The organism is Isoptericola aurantiacus (assembly GCF_044769875.1).
Classification (GTDB): domain Bacteria; phylum Actinomycetota; class Actinomycetes; order Actinomycetales; family Cellulomonadaceae; genus Isoptericola; species Isoptericola aurantiacus.
The window spans coordinates 74,361-91,313 of record NZ_JBJBAE010000002.1 but is presented as its reverse complement, the minus strand read 5'-3'; the positions used below and the strand labels follow the sequence as shown (position 1 = coordinate 91,313).

The following is a 16,953-nucleotide window of genomic DNA, read 5'->3' as shown; positions in this document are numbered from 1 at the left end:
GGCGCCACGGTCACAACACCTCGCGCCGCGTCAGCACGCGGAACGCCACCGCCCCGGGCGCGATGGGGAGCCAGAACGTCGCGAGCCGGTAGAGCACCACGGCCGCGAGCGCCGTCGCCCCGTCCAGCCCGATGCCGGTCAGGGAGGCGACGAGCACGGCCTCGACCGCGCCGACGCCGCCGGGGACGGGCGCCGCGGTCGCCACGGTGCCGGCGGTGAGGGACACGAGCGCGACGGCCACGAAGCCGACGTCGCCGTCGAACGCCCGCACCGAGAAGTACAAGCAGACGGCGTACCCGAGCGGCAGCAGGACGACGCCGCCCAGGAGGGCGATCATCTTGGCCGGGCTGGTGATCACCTCGTGCATGGCCGTGACCGACGACCGCACGGCGGGCACCACGCGCTCCCGGACGAGGCGGCGGGCCGCCGGCACGACGAAGACGGCCCCGACGACCACGGCCGCGCCCAGGCCCCACAGGCCCAGGGTCCGACCGGACGGCAGACCCTCCAGCTCGCGGGCCAGGGCATCGGTGGTGCCCGCCCACAGCGCGAACGCCGCCAGCAGCGTGAGGTGGACGGTCAGGACCGCGGCCTCCTTCGCCGCGGACGCCGACACCGCCACCGGGGTCGGGAACCCGCGGCGCTGCAGATAGCGGATGTTCAGCCCCACCTGACCCACACCGGGCGGCGCGAAGGTCGCCACGAACGACGCCGCGACCGCCACCGCGGACGCCTCGCCGACGGGGACCCGCCCCGGGGTGCCCCCGGCCAGGCCCAGCGCTGCCCCGAGGTACGTCGCCGCCGAGGCCAGCACGACCGGCACCAGCCATGCCGTGTCGACCTCCCGCACGGTCTCGAGGAGCCCCGGCAGGTCGGCGAGCTGCGGGGCCAGGAAGTAGACGGCGACGACGATCATCGCCCCGGCGACCAGCGTGCGCGGCCGGAACCGCTCGATCTTCTCGAAGACCGGTTCCGCCACGCCCGCGACCCGGCACGTCACCGCCACGACGTCGTCCAGCCCGGTCTCGCCGTCCTGGAGCAGCGCCCGCGTGGCCGGGGTCAGCGCGGCCGGGACCATCCGGGCGACAGCCGCCGCGACCGGCGTCGGGCCCAGGACGGCGTGGGCCGCGGCCGCCGCGCGCTCCGGGCCGACCAGCGTGGCCGTCGCGACCAGAAGCTCGGCCACGTCCCCCGCCAGGACCTGCTCCGGCGCCCCCGGCTCCCCGTGACCGAGGTCGGTCACCCCGATCCCGCCGTCGTCGGCCAGGACCAGGTGCCGCAGCGAGAGCTCCCGGTGCGCGACCCGGGCCCCGCGGAGCGATGCGACCTGGGTCCACGCGGCGTGCAGCACGCCGTCCGTGACGGCGGCGGCCGGGACGTCGTCGAGGCGCCGCCCCTCGATCTGGTCGCACGCGAGCAGCGCCTCCCCCTCGGGGGCTCGCGCCAGCGCCCGGACCGTGGGCACCCGCGCTCCCCCGGCGGCGGCGAGCTGCAGCAGTGCCGCCTCCAGCGCCAGGGCACGCACGGGCGACGTCGACCCCTCCTCGTCGACGCCGGTGCGCAGACGTGCGCGCCGGTAGGTCCGGCTCATGCGTTCCCTGCGCCACGAGCGCCGGTCGACCACGGTGACGGACAGCGTCCCGCCGTCGGCCGCCCAGGCGTGCACCACCCGCGGCGTGCCGGCCGTCGCCGCCTCCCGCACCTCCGTGACCTCGAGCCCGGCACCCGACAGCGTCTCGCGGACGCCGTGGGTGGTGAGCACCCGGACGGTGCGGCCGCACGTCAGCGTCACCAGGACGCCGACGAGACCGCCCACGCCCACCGAGGCCACGGCGTCCAACGGGCCCGAAACCTGCAGCAGGACGTCCAGGACGACCAGCACCGCGAGAAGGCTCCACCAGGCACGTGCCCACGTGCGCGATGGACGCAGCGTCGCCAGGACGGCAGCGAGCGCGGCGACGACCCCGAGACCCGGGCCGAGGTCCTCCAGCTCGGGCCGCACCACGGCGACCTCAGGGGTGGGGAACCGGGCGGCCAGCGCCGCATGGAACGCCGCGGAGGCCACGAGAGCCAGCACGATCGCCAGGCCGCCGGTCAGGAGCAGCCGAGGGCGACGGCGCACCAGGAGGACGACCGGAGCGACCAGGGCGGCCACCAGCACGGCCGCCTGGGCCAGGACCGTGAGGCCGAGCAGGATCTGCCACGGCACCCTGGAGGCTGCGGAGCGCGCGTCGGTGGCCAGACCCGCGGAGGTCTCGGGGCCGACGCTGGCCAGCAGCAGTCCCACCAGGAGCAGCCCCGCGAACACCGCGGCGGACCGCAGGTCGTCCAGGTCCACCCGCACGACGACGTCGCGGTACGGGGCGGTGTCGAGGACAGGCGCGGCACCGGCCGGGGTGCCGCCGTCCACCGTCATGGCAGTCACCTTGGCACTCCCCGGGCCGACGGGCACGCGGAACGTGCGGGGGTGCGTGGCGGGGCGCCGCGCGGTCGGGGCGGCACCTCGGGCGCCGGGCGGTCAGGCGCGGCCGGGAACCGCTCCGAGCGAGTGCGCCCGCTCGAGCCGCTCGACGAGCGCCACTACCCCTGCCGCGACGGGCAGCAGTACCAGGTTGCCCAGCAGCATGGGCCGCAGGAACGGCAGCCCGGCCACGTAGCTGGCCACCAGTCCGTCCAGGCCGGCCGGGTAGAAGGTGCCGCGGCCCTGCAGCCAGACACCGAAGTTGGTCCACAGGTAGAACCACAGCGAACCGCCGACGCCGAACGCCAGCGCCGCGACGAACCGGCGGGCGCCCGTGGCCCGGCGGGTCCACCAGGCACCGACACCGATGGCCGCCCACGCCGTCCAGGTGAACACCAGGATCGCCGAGTTGCTCAGCAGCACGTCGCTCACCGCGACGACCACCAGCGGGGCGAGCATCGCCAGGCGGTGCCGCAGCAGACCGGCCGCCGCGAAGGCGGCGAACGTGGACAGCTCCAGGTTCGGCGGGGCACCGAGATCGTCCTTGACGAGCCGCCACACGACGGCCGCCACGACGAGCAGCACCGCGACGGCGGGACGCCACCAGCGCTCGCCGAGGTCGCGCAGGGTCAGGTCCGGCGCCGGACCCGCAGCGGGCGCGTGGCTCATTCGGTCTCCTCGATCTTCTCCAGCGTCCACCGGATCTGCTGGCCGTCCTCCGTCTCCAGGGAGCCGGCGCCGACCTGGGCCATCTCGTCGTCGACGTACAGCGCCCAGAACTCCTTGCCGTCCTCGGCGGTCCGCCCCTTGATCCCGGTGACGTAGGCCATCTCACCCTCGCCGGAGACCTCGGCGTCCGGGTCGTTGGCGAGCAGCAGGTCCAGGGCCGTCTCGCCGTCCTGACCGACGTAGGAGAACTCGGTGACGTTCTCCGCCATGTGCTCGTCGGTGTCCGTCGACCCCGGCGAGGCCTCGGCCGACGCGCTCGACGCCGACTCCGGGGCGACGTCGTCGTCCCCGGAGCAGCCGGCCAGCAGGCCGATCGAGAGCACGCCGACGGCGGCGGCGGACAGCAGGCGGGGCGACGTCGGACGCAGCAGGGTCTTCACGGGACGAGCCTATCCGCACCGCTCGCAGCGGGGTCCGGCGCGCCGCGATGCGGACGGTGACGTCCGGCACGCTCGACGGCGCCGCGCCTCAGACGTCGATCTGGGAGCGGTCCAGGGCGTGCGCCCCGGCCACGATGAACTCCTTGCGCGGCGCGACGTCGGACCCCATCAACAGCTCGAAGACGCGTTCGGCCGCCTCGGCGCCCTCGACCGTCACCCGACGCAGCGTGCGGTGCCGCGGGTCCATCGTCGTCTCGGCGAGCTGGTCGGCGTCCATCTCCCCCAGGCCCTTGTAGCGCTGGATGTCGTCCTTGTAGCGGCGTCCGGCCTTGTCGAGCCTGCGCAACGTGGCGCTCAGCTCGGCCTCGGAGTAGGTGTACAGGTACTCGCCCTTGCGGCGACCGGACCCGAGCACCTCGACGCGGTGCAGCGGCGGCACGGCCGCGAACACGCGGCCGGCCTCCAGCAGCGGGCGCATGTACCGGTAGAACAGCGTCAGGAGCAGCGTACGGATGTGGGCGCCGTCGACGTCGGCATCCGTCATCAGCACGATCTTGCCGTAGCGCGCGGCCTCCAGGTCGAAGGACCGCCCCGACCCGGCGCCGAGCACCTGGATGATCGCGGCGCACTCGACGTTGCGCAGCATGTCGCTGATCGAGGCCTTCTGGACGTTGAGGATCTTGCCGCGGATCGGCAGCAGCGCCTGGAAGTCGCTGGAGCGGGCCAGCTTGGCCGTGCCCAGCGCCGAGTCGCCCTCGACGATGAACAGCTCGGAGCGCTCGACGTCGTCGCTGCGGCAGTCGGCGAGCTTGGCCGGCAGCGAGGAGGACTCCAGGGCGTTCTTGCGCCGCGAGATCTCCTTCTGCTTGCGCGCGGTGACCCGCGCGCGCATCTCCGCGACGACCTTCTCCAGCAGCAGCGCCGACTGCGCCTTGTCGTCCCGCTTGGTCGACGTCAGCAGCGCGCCGAGCTCGGACTCCACCACGCGCGAGACGATCTGGCGCACCGGCGCCGTGCCGAGGACCTCCTTCGTCTGCCCCTCGAACTGCGGCTCGGCCAGGCGCACGGTCACCACGGCGGTCAGCCCCGCCAGGACGTCGTCCTTCTCGATGCGCTCGGCCGAGTCCTTGGCCGAGACCTTGAGGCGGCGGGCGTTGGCCTCCACCTGCTTGCGGACCGTCTTGAGCAGCCCCTGCTCGAACCCGGTGCGGTGCGACCCGCCCTTGGGGGTGGCGATGATGTTGACGAACGTGCGCAGCTCGGTCTCGTAGCCGCCGCCCCAGCGCAGGGCGACGTCGACCTCGCAGTCGCGCTTCACCTCCTGCGGGGACATGTGACCCTTGGCGTCCAGGACGGGGACCGTCTCGGTGAAGCTGCCCGAACCCTGCAGGCGCCAGGTGGAGGTCACCGGGGCGTCCGGGGCGAGGAACTCCACGAAGTCCACGGCACCACCGGAGTGCTGGAAGACCTCCTCGTGCGGGCCGGACTCCCCCGGCGTGCCGGCGAGCCCGCGCTCGTCACGGACGGTGATCTCCAGCCCGGGCACCAGGAACGTCGTCTGCCGCGCCCGCGTCACGAGCTCGTCGTACGCGAAGACGGCGGACTTCGGGAAGATCTGCGTGTCGGCCCAGTAGCGCACCCGGGTGCCGGTGGCGCGACGGGGCGCCTTGCCGACGACGGCGAGCTCGGAGTGGTCGACGAACGGGGTGAACTCGGCGTCCGGCGACGGACCCGCGACCGGGTCGGCGAACGTGCCGGGCTCGCCGCGGTGGAACGTCATGCGGTACGTCTTGCCGCTACGGTCGACCTCGACGTCGAGGCGGGAGGACAACGCGTTGACCACCGACGCCCCGACGCCGTGCAGGCCGCCCGACGCCGTGTAGGAGCCGCCGCCGAACTTGCCGCCCGCGTGGAGCTTGGTGAAGACGACCTCGACGCCGGACAGGCCCGTCTTCGGCTCGGCGTCCACCGGGATGCCGCGGCCGTCGTCCTCGACGGTCACGGACGAGTCGGCGTGCAGCACCACGCGGATCGTGCGGGCGTAGCCGCCCAGAGCCTCGTCGACGGAGTTGTCGATGATCTCCCACAGGCAGTGCATCAGTCCGCGCGAGTCCGTCGACCCGATGTACATTCCGGGTCGCTTGCGGACCGCCTCGAGGCCTTCGAGGACGGACAGGTGACGGGCGGTATAACCGGTCTCGGAGGTGGCTGTCACGGGCCTGAGCGTAGTCCAGCCCACCGACGTCACCGTGCAGGCGCTCCGGCACCGTGACCGCCGCCACGTGCGCCCCTCGGACCGGGCCCGCCGTGATCGCCCGCAGCGAACCCGGGCCCCCGGGCGGGAACAACTCGGGGCGCAGATGGTTTGATGGTGTCGTGAGCACAACGACCGAACCGACGACCGAGCCCCTGACCGCCGCCGACCGCTGCGACCGCTGCGGGGCCCAGGCCTACGTGCGTGTCGTGCTGCCCGTCGGAGAGCTCCTCTTCTGCGGACACCACGCACGCGCTCACGCCGAGGCCTACGAGTCCGTCGCCGAGCACGTCCAGGACGAGACCGACAAGCTGCACGCCGAGCACGGCGCCGGCTGAGCGAGGCGCCCCCACGGGCGCCCGACAGACATGACGAGGGCCCCGCACCGGACGGTGCAGGGCCTTCGTGCTGCGCGGGGCCGGACCAGGGCCCGAGTGTCAGCGCGTGCGCCCGTCGATCGCGCGGACCCAGGAGCCGCGCAGCCCGAGCGCCGTCCGCCATCCTTCGGCGGTCTTGGTCCGCGACACCTTCTTCCCGCCGGCCGACGTGGCCTGCAGCGTCCGCACCTGCCCACTGGACCAGCGCGACGTCACCGACACCGTCCTGACCCAGCCCACGCCGAAGATGTCCCCGGCGCGGTCCTGGGAGATCGAGTCGGTCCAGGACACGTACGGGTTCCCGGGCGCTCGGGCCGAGGCGGGGTCGGGCACGTGCACCAGGTAGGGCAACGGCGTGGTTCCGAACACGTCGGCGTTGGCGCCCGTCCCCCGCCGCCCGCCGGCGGAGCCGCTCGAGGCGAAGTAGGGCGTCTCCGCGAAGCCGCCGCCACCGTCACGCAGGACGCTGACGGTTCCGTCCTGCACCGTGGCGTCGACGGCAGCGGACCAGGCGCCGCCCCACGGGCCGCCCTCCTTCTTCCAGCCGGTGTAGTTCTGCGAGCGGGTGTCGTCGTAGACGTGGCAGCCGCACGCGGGCCGGTGCCCGGCGACCTTCGCGCGGATCGCGTAGTTGCGTGCCACGATCGCCTGGGCCTGCAGCGCTGCGGTGCCCCCGTTCTTCGAGGAGGCCCAGCCCGACGGCATCTCGTCGAGCCCGTAGAGGTACTCGGTGTTGATGACGACCTGGTTGACGACGTTCGGCCGCCCCGACAGGTTCGTCAGCACCAGGCGACCGTTGCGGTAGGTTCCCTGCGCGCCGGCCACGTGCGCCACGGCCTTGGTCGCTGACGGGCGGTAGTCCCGGGTGCCCGACCACTCGAACGCGAGGCTCGAACGCTTGACGACGCTGCCGACGCGCTCGCCGTCCTGCCGAACCGTGGCCTTGAGGCCGGTGGACGTCACCTCGATGCGCACCTGACGTGACGCTGCGCCCGTCGCCATCACCGCACCGTTGCCGGCGAGCAGCCGCCAGCGGCCGGATCCGATCGACAGGTCGGTCCGCCGGCGCGAGTCGGCGGGCGGCCCGAGCACCTGGACATCGAGGGTGGTGCGAGGGTCGTTCGCCGTCGACAGCCGCGTGCCCGGGTAGTAGTAGTCCAGGATCTCGGCCGCCGACCGGCCGTTGCGCGACTTCTCGTAGGCGCCCCACTGGGCCAGCCCGACGCCGTGACCCGACCCGGAGCCCGTGATCGCGAACCGCGCCGGCAGGATCCGCACGGTGAGCGACGCGCTCGTGGTGCGCCCCGTCCGGAAGCGGAACTTCCGGGTCGAGGACGGGTGGACCCGGGTGCTCACCCGTCCCTGCGAACCCGTCCGCACCGTCCGGATCGTGCTCCAGGAGCCGTTCTTCTTGCGCTGCAGCCGCACGGCGGCACCGCGCACGGCGTCACCGTTCTTGAGGTAGCGCACCGTCAGCTTCTTGCCCTCGGCGGCGGTGGTGGACCCTCCGCCGGACGCCTTCAACGACCAGGTCGCCGCACTGGCGGGCAGCGGTGCCAGAAAGGTCAGCGGCAACGCCAGCGCGACGACGACGGCGAGCAGCCGGGCACGGAGAGCGTTCGGTGCGGTGGGAGGCACGCCCCACACCATGCCACAGGTCGCACCGGTCCCGGGCGAGCCTCCTCCCAGGGTGTTCCCGCAGGGGTGACGCACGACGGCGGCCCGCCGGCCGGAGCCGACGGGCCGCCGTGACGCGGGGTCTCAGTCGAGGTAGTCGCGCAGCACCTGCGAGCGCGACGGGTGCCGCAGCTTCGACATCGTCTTGGACTCGATCTGCCGGATGCGCTCACGCGTCACGCCGTAGACCTTGCCGATCTCGTCGAGCGTCTTCGGCTGGCCGTCCTGCAGACCGAACCGCATGGAGACGACGCCGGCCTCCCGCTCGGAGAGCGTGTCGAGCACCTGGTGCAGCTGCTCCTGCAGGAGAGTGAACGACACGGCGTCCGACGGCACGACGGCCTCGGAGTCCTCGATGAGGTCACCGAACTCGCTGTCGCCGTCCTCGCCGAGCGGGGTGTGCAGCGAGATGGGCTCGCGGCCGTACTTCTGGACCTCGACGACCTTCTCGGGCGTCATGTCCAGCTCCTTGGCCAGCTCCTCCGGCGTGGGCTCGCGGCCCAGGTCCTGGAGCATCTGCCGCTGCACGCGGGCGAGCTTGTTGATGACCTCGACCATGTGCACGGGGATGCGGATGGTGCGGGCCTGGTCGGCCATCGCGCGGGTGATCGCCTGGCGGATCCACCAGGTGGCGTAGGTCGAGAACTTGTAGCCCTTGGTGTAGTCGAACTTCTCGACCGCACGGATCAGACCGAGGTTGCCCTCCTGGATGAGGTCCAGGAACAGCATGCCGCGACCGGTGTACCGCTTGGCGAGCGACACCACGAGGCGCAGGTTGGCCTCGAGCAGGTGGTTCTTGGCCCGCTTGCCGTCGTGCGCGATCCACTTCAGGTCGCGCCACATGCGCCGCTCGTCGGCGTCGGCCTTGGTGCGGTCGAAGTCGGCGTAGTCCTTGGCCAGGCGCTCCTCGGCGAACAGGCCGGCCTCGATGCGCTTGGCGAGCTCGACCTCCTGCTCGGCGTTCAGCAGCGCGACCTTGCCGATCTGCTTGAGGTAGTCCTTGACCGGGTCGGCCGTGGCACCGGCGGTGACGACCTGCTGCGCGGGCTGGTCCTCGTCGTCGGTGTCGGACACGACGAAGCCGCCGCGCTCGTCCTCACGCCGGGTCTTGGCGCCACGGGTCGTCGTCTGACGACCAGTCGGCTCCTCGACCTCCTCGTCGTCCTCGACCGGGACGCCGTCCGGCTCCGGCGCCGGCTTGTGCGCCTTGGCCGCGGCCTTCCGCGTCGTCTTAGGGGCAGCGGCCTTCTTCGCCGGAGACTTCTTCGCCGCGGACGACCGGGCGGTCGACTTCTTGGCGGTGGTCCCGGAGGCGGAGGCCTCCTCGGCCGACGTGTCCGCGTCGGAGGTGTCGGTGTCGGCAGCGCGCGTGGAACGCTTCGCGGCGGCGTTCTGGGCCGCGGTCGGTGCCTTGGCACGCGTCTGGGTCTTGGTCGACGTGCTGGCGGCAGCCGCGACCTTGGTGGCCGTCGGCGCACCGACGTCCACACCGGCGTTCGCGAACGCGCGCAGCACCGCCTTCAGGCGCTTCGGGTCACCCACGGACGCGGTCTCGCAGGCAGAGCGGAAGTTCTCCGCGTCGACGCGACCGTTCGCGGTGCCGCGAGCGAGCAGCTCCTTGAGGGCCGCGTGTTCGAACTCTCGGGGCAGCGGGGGGTTCTGCGCAGTGGACGCCACAAACCGACCTTTCGGCAATCGAGGGGACGGTGAACCGCCGTCACGGCCGGGGACTGTTGGCCTCGCGGCTCGAGCGGACACCTCTATTGTACCGGCGGCACCTGAGCGGATGCGCCGAACACGGCCGCGTCGCCGTGTCGTACGCCACCCACACCGTGCTCGCACCGGGTGAACAATGGCTCAACGCCGGGTGTCCGCCGCCCTATTCCCGAGTTCCGGCGGCGACGGCGCCGCGCGCGTCACGGCTTGACGGCGAGGACCGGGCACGGCGCTTCGAGCAGGATGCGCTGCGCGCCCGAACCGAGGATGAGCTTGCCGACCGGGCTGCGTCGTCGTAGCCCGATGACGATGAGCTCGCCGTCGGACTCCGTCGCGGCACGCACCAGGTCATCGGCGAGGTCCCCGCCCCCGGCCACGACACGGTGCTCGACCCCCGACTCCGCGAGGCGTGACCGCAGCGCCTCCAGCTCCTCGGCCGGCGACCGGTCGGACGCCACGACGACGAGGCCTGCCTGGCGCTGCCGGGCCTCCGACACGGCGGCGACGAGCGCCTCCTTGCCCTCGGCGGTGCTCAGGTGTCCCACGACGATCGCCATGGTGGAACGCTACCGGACGGTGCGCCGACGACGCGCCCGGCGTCGGACGCGCGCACCCAGCCCGGCGGGAGCGCCGCCACCACCACGTTCTGGACCAGGTGCGCCAGCCGGTAGGTGTCGTCGACGGCCAGCGCCTCGCCCACCCGGTAGGACGCCCGGGGACCGTCCCCCTGCCACCAGGCGAGGAACGCCAGCAGCGTGAGCGCCGGGGCGTGCAGCCGGCGCGGGGCGTGCGCCACGACCTGCTCCAGCACCACCCTGGCGCGGTCCGCCTGCGCGGGATCGGGCACCACGGCCACGTCGGGATCGACGACCTGGGCCAGGGCACGGGCGGTCGCCTCGTCGGCCGCCTCGGACGCGGCACCGCGGACCGTGGCCCGCGCCGCGTCCTCGGCGTCGGGGACCAGCGTCAGGAGTGCCGCGTCACGCACCCGGCGGTCCGCGAGCGCCGCGGCCACCCGGCCCAGCAGGGGCGGGCGCACCACGCTGCTCTCCGCGGGCCGGCGCGCGGTGGCCCCGGTCCCGGCGCGGCGCGTCGCCTCGATCCAAGAGGACAGCGCGCCCTCCCGCCAGTCGCGCCGCGAGGCCTCGTCCGGCGCGCCGTGCAGGGCCCGCTCGCTGCGGCGGGCCGCTCGACCGGTCAGGGCCCGCGCGTCGTCGGGCGCCCGCGGGATGCGGAAGGCCTCCTCCCGTGATGCGGCGACCTGCTGCCCGGAGAGCACCGAGGCCGCGGCGACCGTCCCGTGGTCCAGCGCGGAGATCGGGTGGCCGCCCGGCGGGCAGCAGGTCGGGTCCTCGCAGCCGAGCCCTCGGTACCCGTCGGGGGTCACGACCCAGGCGTCCAGTGCGACGAGCGGGCCGACGGCCGCCCGGACGGCGTCGAGGGCGGCGTCGGCCCGTGCCGGCTCGCCGGCCGTGTAGAGCACGAGCGCGCAGTAGACCGGGCGCGACTCCGCGAGCGCCCGGGCGAGAGGCTCGAGCCCCTCGGCCGCCCCGGGTCCACGCAGGTCCTCCAGGTCGACGCGGGCGACGAGCCCGAGCCTGTCGTCCGCCGTCGCGCACGCGAGCACGACGGACTCGCTGGGACGGAACCCCAGCTGGTACGGGATGGCGGCCAGCACGTCGTGGGCCGTGCACAGCGGGACGGTCAGGGGATCGGTGTCGAAGATCGAGGTCATGGCCCGATGCAAGCCGCCGGTCGGCAGAGCGCCCAGCGGCAGCGCCGAGGCCTGGGGACCGAGGGTGGCGCCGCGGGCCTGGGGGCGGTCGCCCACTACGGTGTTCCCGTGCCCACGACCCGACGCCGCCGCGTCCCGCGAGTCGGCCGCGCCGTCTGCGCGGCCGTCGTCGCCACGGGCCTGACGGCCTGCGGGCTGCTGCCCTCCGCGGGCCAGGAGACGCCGGGCGGGTCGGCACCCGCCGCCGGCTCCGGTCCGACGTCGTCCCCTGCCGACGACGCCCCGTCCGTCCTGCCCTCCTTCGACCCGTCATCGGCCGTGGCGCAGTACGCCACGGGGTTCCCGGTGGACCTGCTGCGTGCACCCGACGGAGCCACGGTGCTGGCCAGCTCGGCGACCCCGGCGCAGGGACCGCTCGTCGACTTCTCCCTCAACCTGGCGACGACGGCCAGCACCCAGGAGGTCGTCGACGACTACGCGACCCGGCTGGACGGCAAGGGCTTCGCCGAGTCCGAGTCCGTGGACGTCTCGGGGCTGGACGCCCAGACCGCCTTCAGCCGCACCCGGCCCGGCAAGAACCCGCACGTGGAGACCGTCATCATCGGCGTGCTCGACGACGGCGACCGCCGCCTCGTCTCCCTGTCCGGCACCGTGCGGGCCCCGGACGACTGAACCGGTCCCCCGGGCGGCTCCCGACACCCTAGGCTGGCGGCATGCCCACAGCCGCCGCCCTGGTCGATCTCGAGAACCTCCGCGACGACGTGGATGCCGCGCTGCTGCGGCACCGCGAGCGCCTGGCCGCGGAGGTGGCCGCCACCGGTCCGGGCACGACGGCGCTGACCGACCAGCTCGGCCGTCTGCTCGACGGCGGCAAGCGGCTGCGTGCCGCCTTCTGCTACTGGTCCTTCCGCGCGCACGGCGGCCCCGCCGCCGGACCGGCCCGCGACGCCGTCGTCCGCGTCGGGGCGGCGCTGGAGCTGTTCCAGGCTGCCGCGCTGCTGCACGACGACGTGATGGACGCCTCCGACACCCGCCGCGGCCGACCGACCGCCCACCGCGTCTTCGAGGCCCGGCACGCCGAGGCGGGCTGGTCCGGGGACCCGGCGCGGTTCGGCACGGCGGCGGCCGTCCTGCTGGGTGATCTCGCGCTGGTCGCCTGCCACCGTGAGGCCGCCGCGGCCCTCGACACGTTCGAGGCGCCCGTCGCCCGCGCCGCACGAGACCTGTTCGACGCGATGACCAGCGAGGTCGTCGTCGGTCAGTACCTGGACGTGCTGGTCCAGGCAGAGCCCTGGGGGCTCGACCCGGCCGCGGACGAGGACCGGGCCCGCACGGTGCTGCGCGCCAAGTCGGCCCGCTACTCGGTGGAGCGTCCGCTGGCGCTGGGCGCCGTGCTCGCGGGCGCCGACGAGGCGGCGGTCGAGGCCGTCAGCGCCGTCGGCATGCCCCTGGGCGAGGCCTTCCAGCTGCGCGACGACATCCTGGGCGTCTACGGCGACCCGCAGGTGACCGGCAAGCCGGCGGGCGACGACCTGCGCGAGGGCAAGCGGACCGTCCTCATCGCGCGCACCCTCGCCGGGGCCGACGACGCCGCGCACCGGCTCGTCGTCGACCGGCTGGGCGACCCGGACCTCACCGAGGGGGACGTCGACGCGCTGCGCACCGCCGTCGCCGACACCGGGGCGTTGTCGGGGGTCGAGACGCTCATCGACTCGCTCGCCTCGACGGCTCTGGACGCGCTGCGCGGGTCCGACCTGGACCCGACGGGGCGTGACGTCCTGACCGACCTGGCTCTCGCCGCGGTCGACCGCGCCGCCTGACCTCAGGCCAGCGTCTGCGCCGCGCGGCGGACCGGTGCCCGCCGCCCGGACCGCAACGCCTCGATGGGCGTCGTGCCCAGGGACTCCTCCGGGCTGAACAGCCACTCCAGCGCCTCGGCGTCCGAGAAGCCGGCGTCGCCGAGCATGATCACGGTGCCACGCACGGTCTCCAGCACGTGGGGCGCGGCGCCGGGCTCGACGACCACGAACGCCGCCGGGACCTGGAACGTGGTCCGTTCCCCCCGCTTGACGCCGATCAGGTGCCGCGTGGACACGAGCCCGCGGACCTTGGACACCTCGGTCCCCAGCGCCTCGGCCACGTCGGGCAGGGTCATCCAGTCGCCCACCAGGTCGTCCAGGGGCTGGTCATCGCGTGCGTCGCTCACGGCCTCAGCCTAGCCCGCCGCGCCTGCGCGCCGAGCGTCGGCGGCCGAAATACACTCTCCCCGTGGCCACCACGACGACCGATCCGCTGCTCGGCCGCCTGGTCGACGGGCGGTACGAGATCGTCGCGCGCGTCGCCCGCGGCGGCATGGCGACGGTGTACCGGGCGCGCGACCGGCGCCTCGGCCGGGACGTCGCCGTCAAGGTGATGCACCCGCACCTGGCCGAGGGGGTCGACGGCGCCCGGTTCGTCTCGCGGTTCCGGCGGGAGGCGCGGGCCTCCGCGCGGCTCTCCCATCCCGGTGTGGTGGCCGTCTTCGACCAGGGCGTCGACGGCGACACCAGCTACCTGACGATGGAGTTCGTGCCCGGCACGAACCTGCGCGCCGAGCTGCACGACGGCCCGCTGACGGTGCGCCGGGCGCTCGACGTCGCCGCCCAGGTGCTGGCCGCGCTGTCCGCAGCGCACCGGGTCGGCCTCGTGCACCGCGACGTCAAGCCCGAGAACGTGCTCATCGCCTCGGACGGTCACGTGAAGGTGGCCGACTTCGGTCTGGCCCGTGCCGTCACCGAGGTCACCACGACCACCACCGGCACCATCCTGGGCACGGTCGCCTACCTCGCTCCGGAGGTCATCACGACGGGCGGCTGCACGCCGGCCACCGACGTCTACGCCGTCGGCGTCCTGCTGCACGAGATGCTCACCGGTGCCCTGCCCTATCCCGGCGAACCACCCATCCAGGTCGCCTTCCACCACGTCCACGAGGACCTGCCCGCACCGTCGGAGCGCGTCGACTGGCTCCCCGCCCAGGTCGATGCGCTGGTCGCGCTGTTCACGGCCCGCAACCCGGCCGGGCGCCCGCCGCAGGCCGGGGCGGCGCTCGTGGCCGTCCGTGCGCTGCGCTCCGCCCTGGACGACGCGGTCCTCGACCGGTCGGCGGACCGGCCGACGGAGCCGGCGCGCGACGACGAGCACGACGAGGCGCTCGGCTCCCCCGACGGCCCCGGGTCGGCGGCGGGCTCCGCCGACCCCACCGGCTCCGCGGACGCGATGGACGAGATCCCGGCGGCCTTCTTCGACGAGGTCTCGCCGCCCGGCATGCCGACAGAACATCTGGTGGACGAACCGACCGCCGCGCTCGACCCGCCCGGATCCCCCACGCCCTCGCGTCGCCGCCGGTGGGTGGCGGCGGTGGCCGTCCTCGTGCTCCTCCTCGCCGGCGGGGCCGCCGGGACCTGGTGGTGGAACGCGGACGGCCCCGGCGCCTGGACCACCGTCCCGGGCGGGATCACCGGCGCCCCGCTGGACGACGCCGAGGACCGGCTGCAGGTCGCCGGCCTCGACGTCACCACCAGGGAGACGCACGACGACGACGTCCCTGCCGGGGACGTGGTGTCCAGCGACCCCGGTGCGGGCGAGTCCGTCCGCCGGGACGGCACCGTCGAGCTCGTCGTCTCCCTCGGCGTGCTCATGCTCGACGTGCCGGACGACCTCGTCGGCTCACCGCGCAAGGACGCGACCAGCGCGCTCGCCGACGCGGGTTTCGACGTGCCCGACCCGCGGACCGCGTACGACGACACCGCACCCCGTGGCCAGGTGCTCGCGGTCTCCGTGCCCGAGGGGTCCAGCCAGCCGCACGACACCGCGGTGCGGCTCACCGTCTCGGACGGGCCGGCGCCGGTCCGGGTCCCGCAGGTCGTGGGCGCCGACAGGAGCCAGGCCGAGAGCGACCTCGGCGGCGTGGGGCTCGAGGTGGAGTACGCCGACCCGGAGCACTCGACCGACGTCGCCGAGGGGAACGTGCTGCGTCAGGACCCGGAGCAGGGCACCCAGGCCCACCGCACCGACACCGTCACGCTGACGCTGTCCTCCGGCCCGCCGTCGGCGAAGGTGCCCGACGTCGTCGGCATGTCCTCGCAGGAGGCCACCGACGCCCTGACCGAGGCCGGGTTCGAGGTCGACGTGAACCGCTACCTGGGCGGGCTGCTCGACACGGTCCGGTTCCAGGACGTCGACGGCAAGGCACCGGTCGGGTCGACGGTCACGCTCACCGTCTGGTGAGCATCTCGGCCACCTGGAAGGCCGTCTCCAACGACTGCTGGTGGTTGAGCCGCGGGTCCACGAGCGTCTCGTAGCGTTCGGCCAGGTCGGCGTCGGAGATCTCCTCGCTGCCGCCGAGCACCTCGGTCACGTCGTCGCCGGTGAGCTCCATGTGCAGCCCGCCGGGCACGGTCCCGAGCTCGCGGTGCACCTCGAAGAACCCGGTGACCTCGTCCAGGACGTCGCTGAAGCGCCGGGTCTTGAACCCGGACTCCGAGGTGATGGTGTTGCCGTGCATGGGGTCGGTGACCCAGGTGACGACCGCACCGGCGTCCGTGACCTTCTCCACGACGTCGGGCAGCACGTCGCGCACCCGACCGGCGCCCATGCGGGTGATGAACGTCAGCCGTCCGGCACGGTTCTCGGGGTTGAGCCGCGCGGCCAGCGCGATCGCGTCGTCGGGGCTCGTGGTGGGGCCCAGCTTGACCCCGATGGGGTTGGCCACGCGGGACAGGAACTCCACGTGCGCGCCGTCGAGCTGCCGGGTGCGTTCACCGATCCACAGAAAGTGGGCGCTGGCGGCGTACGGGGCGCCGGTGCGCGCGTCGATCCGGGTCAGCGCGCGCTCGTAGTCGAGGATGAGCGCCTCGTGGCTGAGGAAGAACTCCACGGTGCGCAGCGCGTCGAAGTCGGCACCACACGCGTCCATGAACCGGATCGCCCGGTCGATCTCCGTGGCGGTGCGCTCGTAGCGGGCGTAGGCCGGGTTCTGCATGAACCCGCGGTTCCACTCGTGCACCCGTCGCAGGTCGGCATAGCCGCCCTGCGTGAAGCCGCGCACCACGTTCGCCGTCGCGGCGGAGATCCGGTACGCCTGCTCCAGACGCCGCGGGTCCGGGATGCGCGACTCCGGGGTGAAGGCGTGCCCGTTGACCATGTCGCCGCGGTAGCACGGCAGCGTCACCCCGTCACGCGTCTCCTCGTTCGACGAGCGCGGCTTCGCGTACTGTCCGGCGAGGCGACCCATCTTGACCACGGGCGTGCTCGCACCGTGGGTGAGGACGACGGCCATCTGCAGGATGGTGCGGACCTTGTTGCGGATCCGCGTCGCGTTCGCGTCGGCGAACGTCTCTGCGCAGTCGCCGCCCTGCAGGAGGAACGCCTCGCCGCGACCGGCCGCGGCGAGGCGTTCGGTGAGCGTGTCCGCCTCGGCGGGCACCACGAGCGGCGCGGCGACCGAGAGCCGCTGCGCGACCTCGGCAAGATCGTCGGTGTCCGGCCAGACCGGCTGCTGACGCGCCTCGAGACCGCGGAACCGGTCCAGCCCGTCCGGATCGGTGCCCGGCGCGACGGTGTCGACCGCGCTGCTCACGGTGCCC

Annotated in this window: 14 protein-coding genes; 4 read left to right on the top strand and 10 right to left on the bottom strand. The window is 74.0% G+C overall.

Annotated elements, in window-relative coordinates:
* Positions 1-10 precede the first annotated feature (10 nt).
* The 4 genes from ACIQLL_RS07125 to ACIQLL_RS07110 all read right to left on the bottom strand — a co-directional run bounded on the left by ACIQLL_RS07125 (position 11) and on the right by ACIQLL_RS07110 (position 5,785).
* The gene (locus tag ACIQLL_RS07125) at positions 11-2,416 is read right to left on the bottom strand and encodes a lysylphosphatidylglycerol synthase transmembrane domain-containing protein (RefSeq protein WP_402466248.1); all 2,406 of its coding nucleotides are present in this window, start codon (positions 2,414-2,416) and stop codon (positions 11-13) included.
* 102 nt (positions 2,417-2,518) lie between these two features.
* Complete coding sequence (locus ACIQLL_RS07120; RefSeq protein ID WP_402464809.1) at positions 2,519-3,130, bottom strand: DUF6580 family putative transport protein; 612 nt, start codon at positions 3,128-3,130, stop codon at positions 2,519-2,521.
* Positions 3,127-3,570 (bottom strand): DUF4430 domain-containing protein, encoded by a 444-nt coding sequence (locus ACIQLL_RS07115; RefSeq protein ID WP_402464806.1) that lies wholly within the window; start codon positions 3,568-3,570, stop codon positions 3,127-3,129. Before ACIQLL_RS07115 ends, ACIQLL_RS07120 begins: the two co-directional genes overlap by 4 nt.
* An 88-nt stretch (positions 3,571-3,658) precedes the next feature.
* Positions 3,659-5,785, bottom strand: coding sequence for a DNA gyrase/topoisomerase IV subunit B (locus ACIQLL_RS07110; protein ID WP_402464803.1), 2,127 nt, complete (start codon positions 5,783-5,785; stop codon positions 3,659-3,661).
* A 161-nt stretch (positions 5,786-5,946) separates the two neighbouring features.
* Between ACIQLL_RS07110 and ACIQLL_RS07105 the strand changes: the two genes are divergently transcribed.
* Entirely contained in the window at positions 5,947-6,162 is a 216-nt protein-coding gene (locus tag ACIQLL_RS07105; protein ID WP_402464801.1) for a DUF7455 domain-containing protein, read from the top strand.
* A gap of 99 nt (positions 6,163-6,261) precedes the next feature.
* On the opposite strand, the gene ACIQLL_RS07100 is transcribed toward ACIQLL_RS07105, so the two are convergent.
* From ACIQLL_RS07100 to ACIQLL_RS07085, 4 genes are all read right to left on the bottom strand, one after another.
* Positions 6,262-7,839 (bottom strand): SpoIID/LytB domain-containing protein, encoded by a 1,578-nt coding sequence (locus tag ACIQLL_RS07100; protein ID WP_402464799.1) that lies wholly within the window; start codon positions 7,837-7,839, stop codon positions 6,262-6,264.
* Positions 7,840-7,962: 123 nt separating this feature from the next.
* The gene (locus tag ACIQLL_RS07095) at positions 7,963-9,555 is read right to left on the bottom strand and encodes an RNA polymerase sigma factor (protein ID WP_402464797.1); all 1,593 of its coding nucleotides are present in this window, start codon (positions 9,553-9,555) and stop codon (positions 7,963-7,965) included.
* 239 nt (positions 9,556-9,794) lie between these two features.
* On the bottom strand, positions 9,795-10,151 hold the full coding sequence (locus tag ACIQLL_RS07090) for a universal stress protein (protein WP_402464796.1): 357 nt from the start codon (positions 10,149-10,151) through the stop codon (positions 9,795-9,797).
* Positions 10,127-11,329, bottom strand: coding sequence for a DUF4192 domain-containing protein (locus tag ACIQLL_RS07085; protein ID WP_402464794.1), 1,203 nt, complete (start codon positions 11,327-11,329; stop codon positions 10,127-10,129). Before ACIQLL_RS07085 ends, ACIQLL_RS07090 begins: the two co-directional genes overlap by 25 nt.
* Positions 11,330-11,437: 108 nt before the next feature.
* On the opposite strand from ACIQLL_RS07085, the gene ACIQLL_RS07080 reads away from it, so the two are divergent.
* Both ACIQLL_RS07080 and ACIQLL_RS07075 read left to right on the top strand, forming a co-directional pair.
* Positions 11,438-12,001 carry a hypothetical protein gene (locus tag ACIQLL_RS07080; protein ID WP_402464792.1) on the top strand — a complete coding sequence of 188 codons (564 nt, stop codon included), beginning with the start codon at positions 11,438-11,440 and terminating at the stop codon, positions 11,999-12,001.
* Between the two features lie 41 nt (positions 12,002-12,042).
* Positions 12,043-13,149 (top strand): polyprenyl synthetase family protein, encoded by a 1,107-nt coding sequence (locus ACIQLL_RS07075; protein WP_402464790.1) that lies wholly within the window; start codon positions 12,043-12,045, stop codon positions 13,147-13,149.
* Between the two features lie 2 nt (positions 13,150-13,151).
* Here ACIQLL_RS07075 and ACIQLL_RS07070 read toward each other — a convergent pair whose 3' ends face one another.
* Positions 13,152-13,535 carry an Rv2175c family DNA-binding protein gene (locus ACIQLL_RS07070; RefSeq protein WP_402464788.1) on the bottom strand — a complete coding sequence of 128 codons (384 nt, stop codon included), beginning with the start codon at positions 13,533-13,535 and terminating at the stop codon, positions 13,152-13,154.
* Between the two features lie 62 nt (positions 13,536-13,597).
* On the opposite strand from ACIQLL_RS07070, the gene pknB reads away from it, so the two are divergent.
* Positions 13,598-15,595 carry a Stk1 family PASTA domain-containing Ser/Thr kinase gene (pknB, locus tag ACIQLL_RS07065; RefSeq protein WP_402464786.1) on the top strand — a complete coding sequence of 666 codons (1,998 nt, stop codon included), beginning with the start codon at positions 13,598-13,600 and terminating at the stop codon, positions 15,593-15,595.
* Here the strand turns inward: pknB and ACIQLL_RS07060 are convergent.
* A complete protein-coding gene (locus ACIQLL_RS07060; protein WP_402464784.1) occupies positions 15,582-16,946 on the bottom strand; it encodes a class II 3-deoxy-7-phosphoheptulonate synthase in 1,365 nt (454 codons plus the stop codon). The two genes, pknB and ACIQLL_RS07060, sit on opposite strands and share 14 nt — an antisense overlap.
* Between the last annotated feature and the right edge of the window lie 7 nt (positions 16,947-16,953).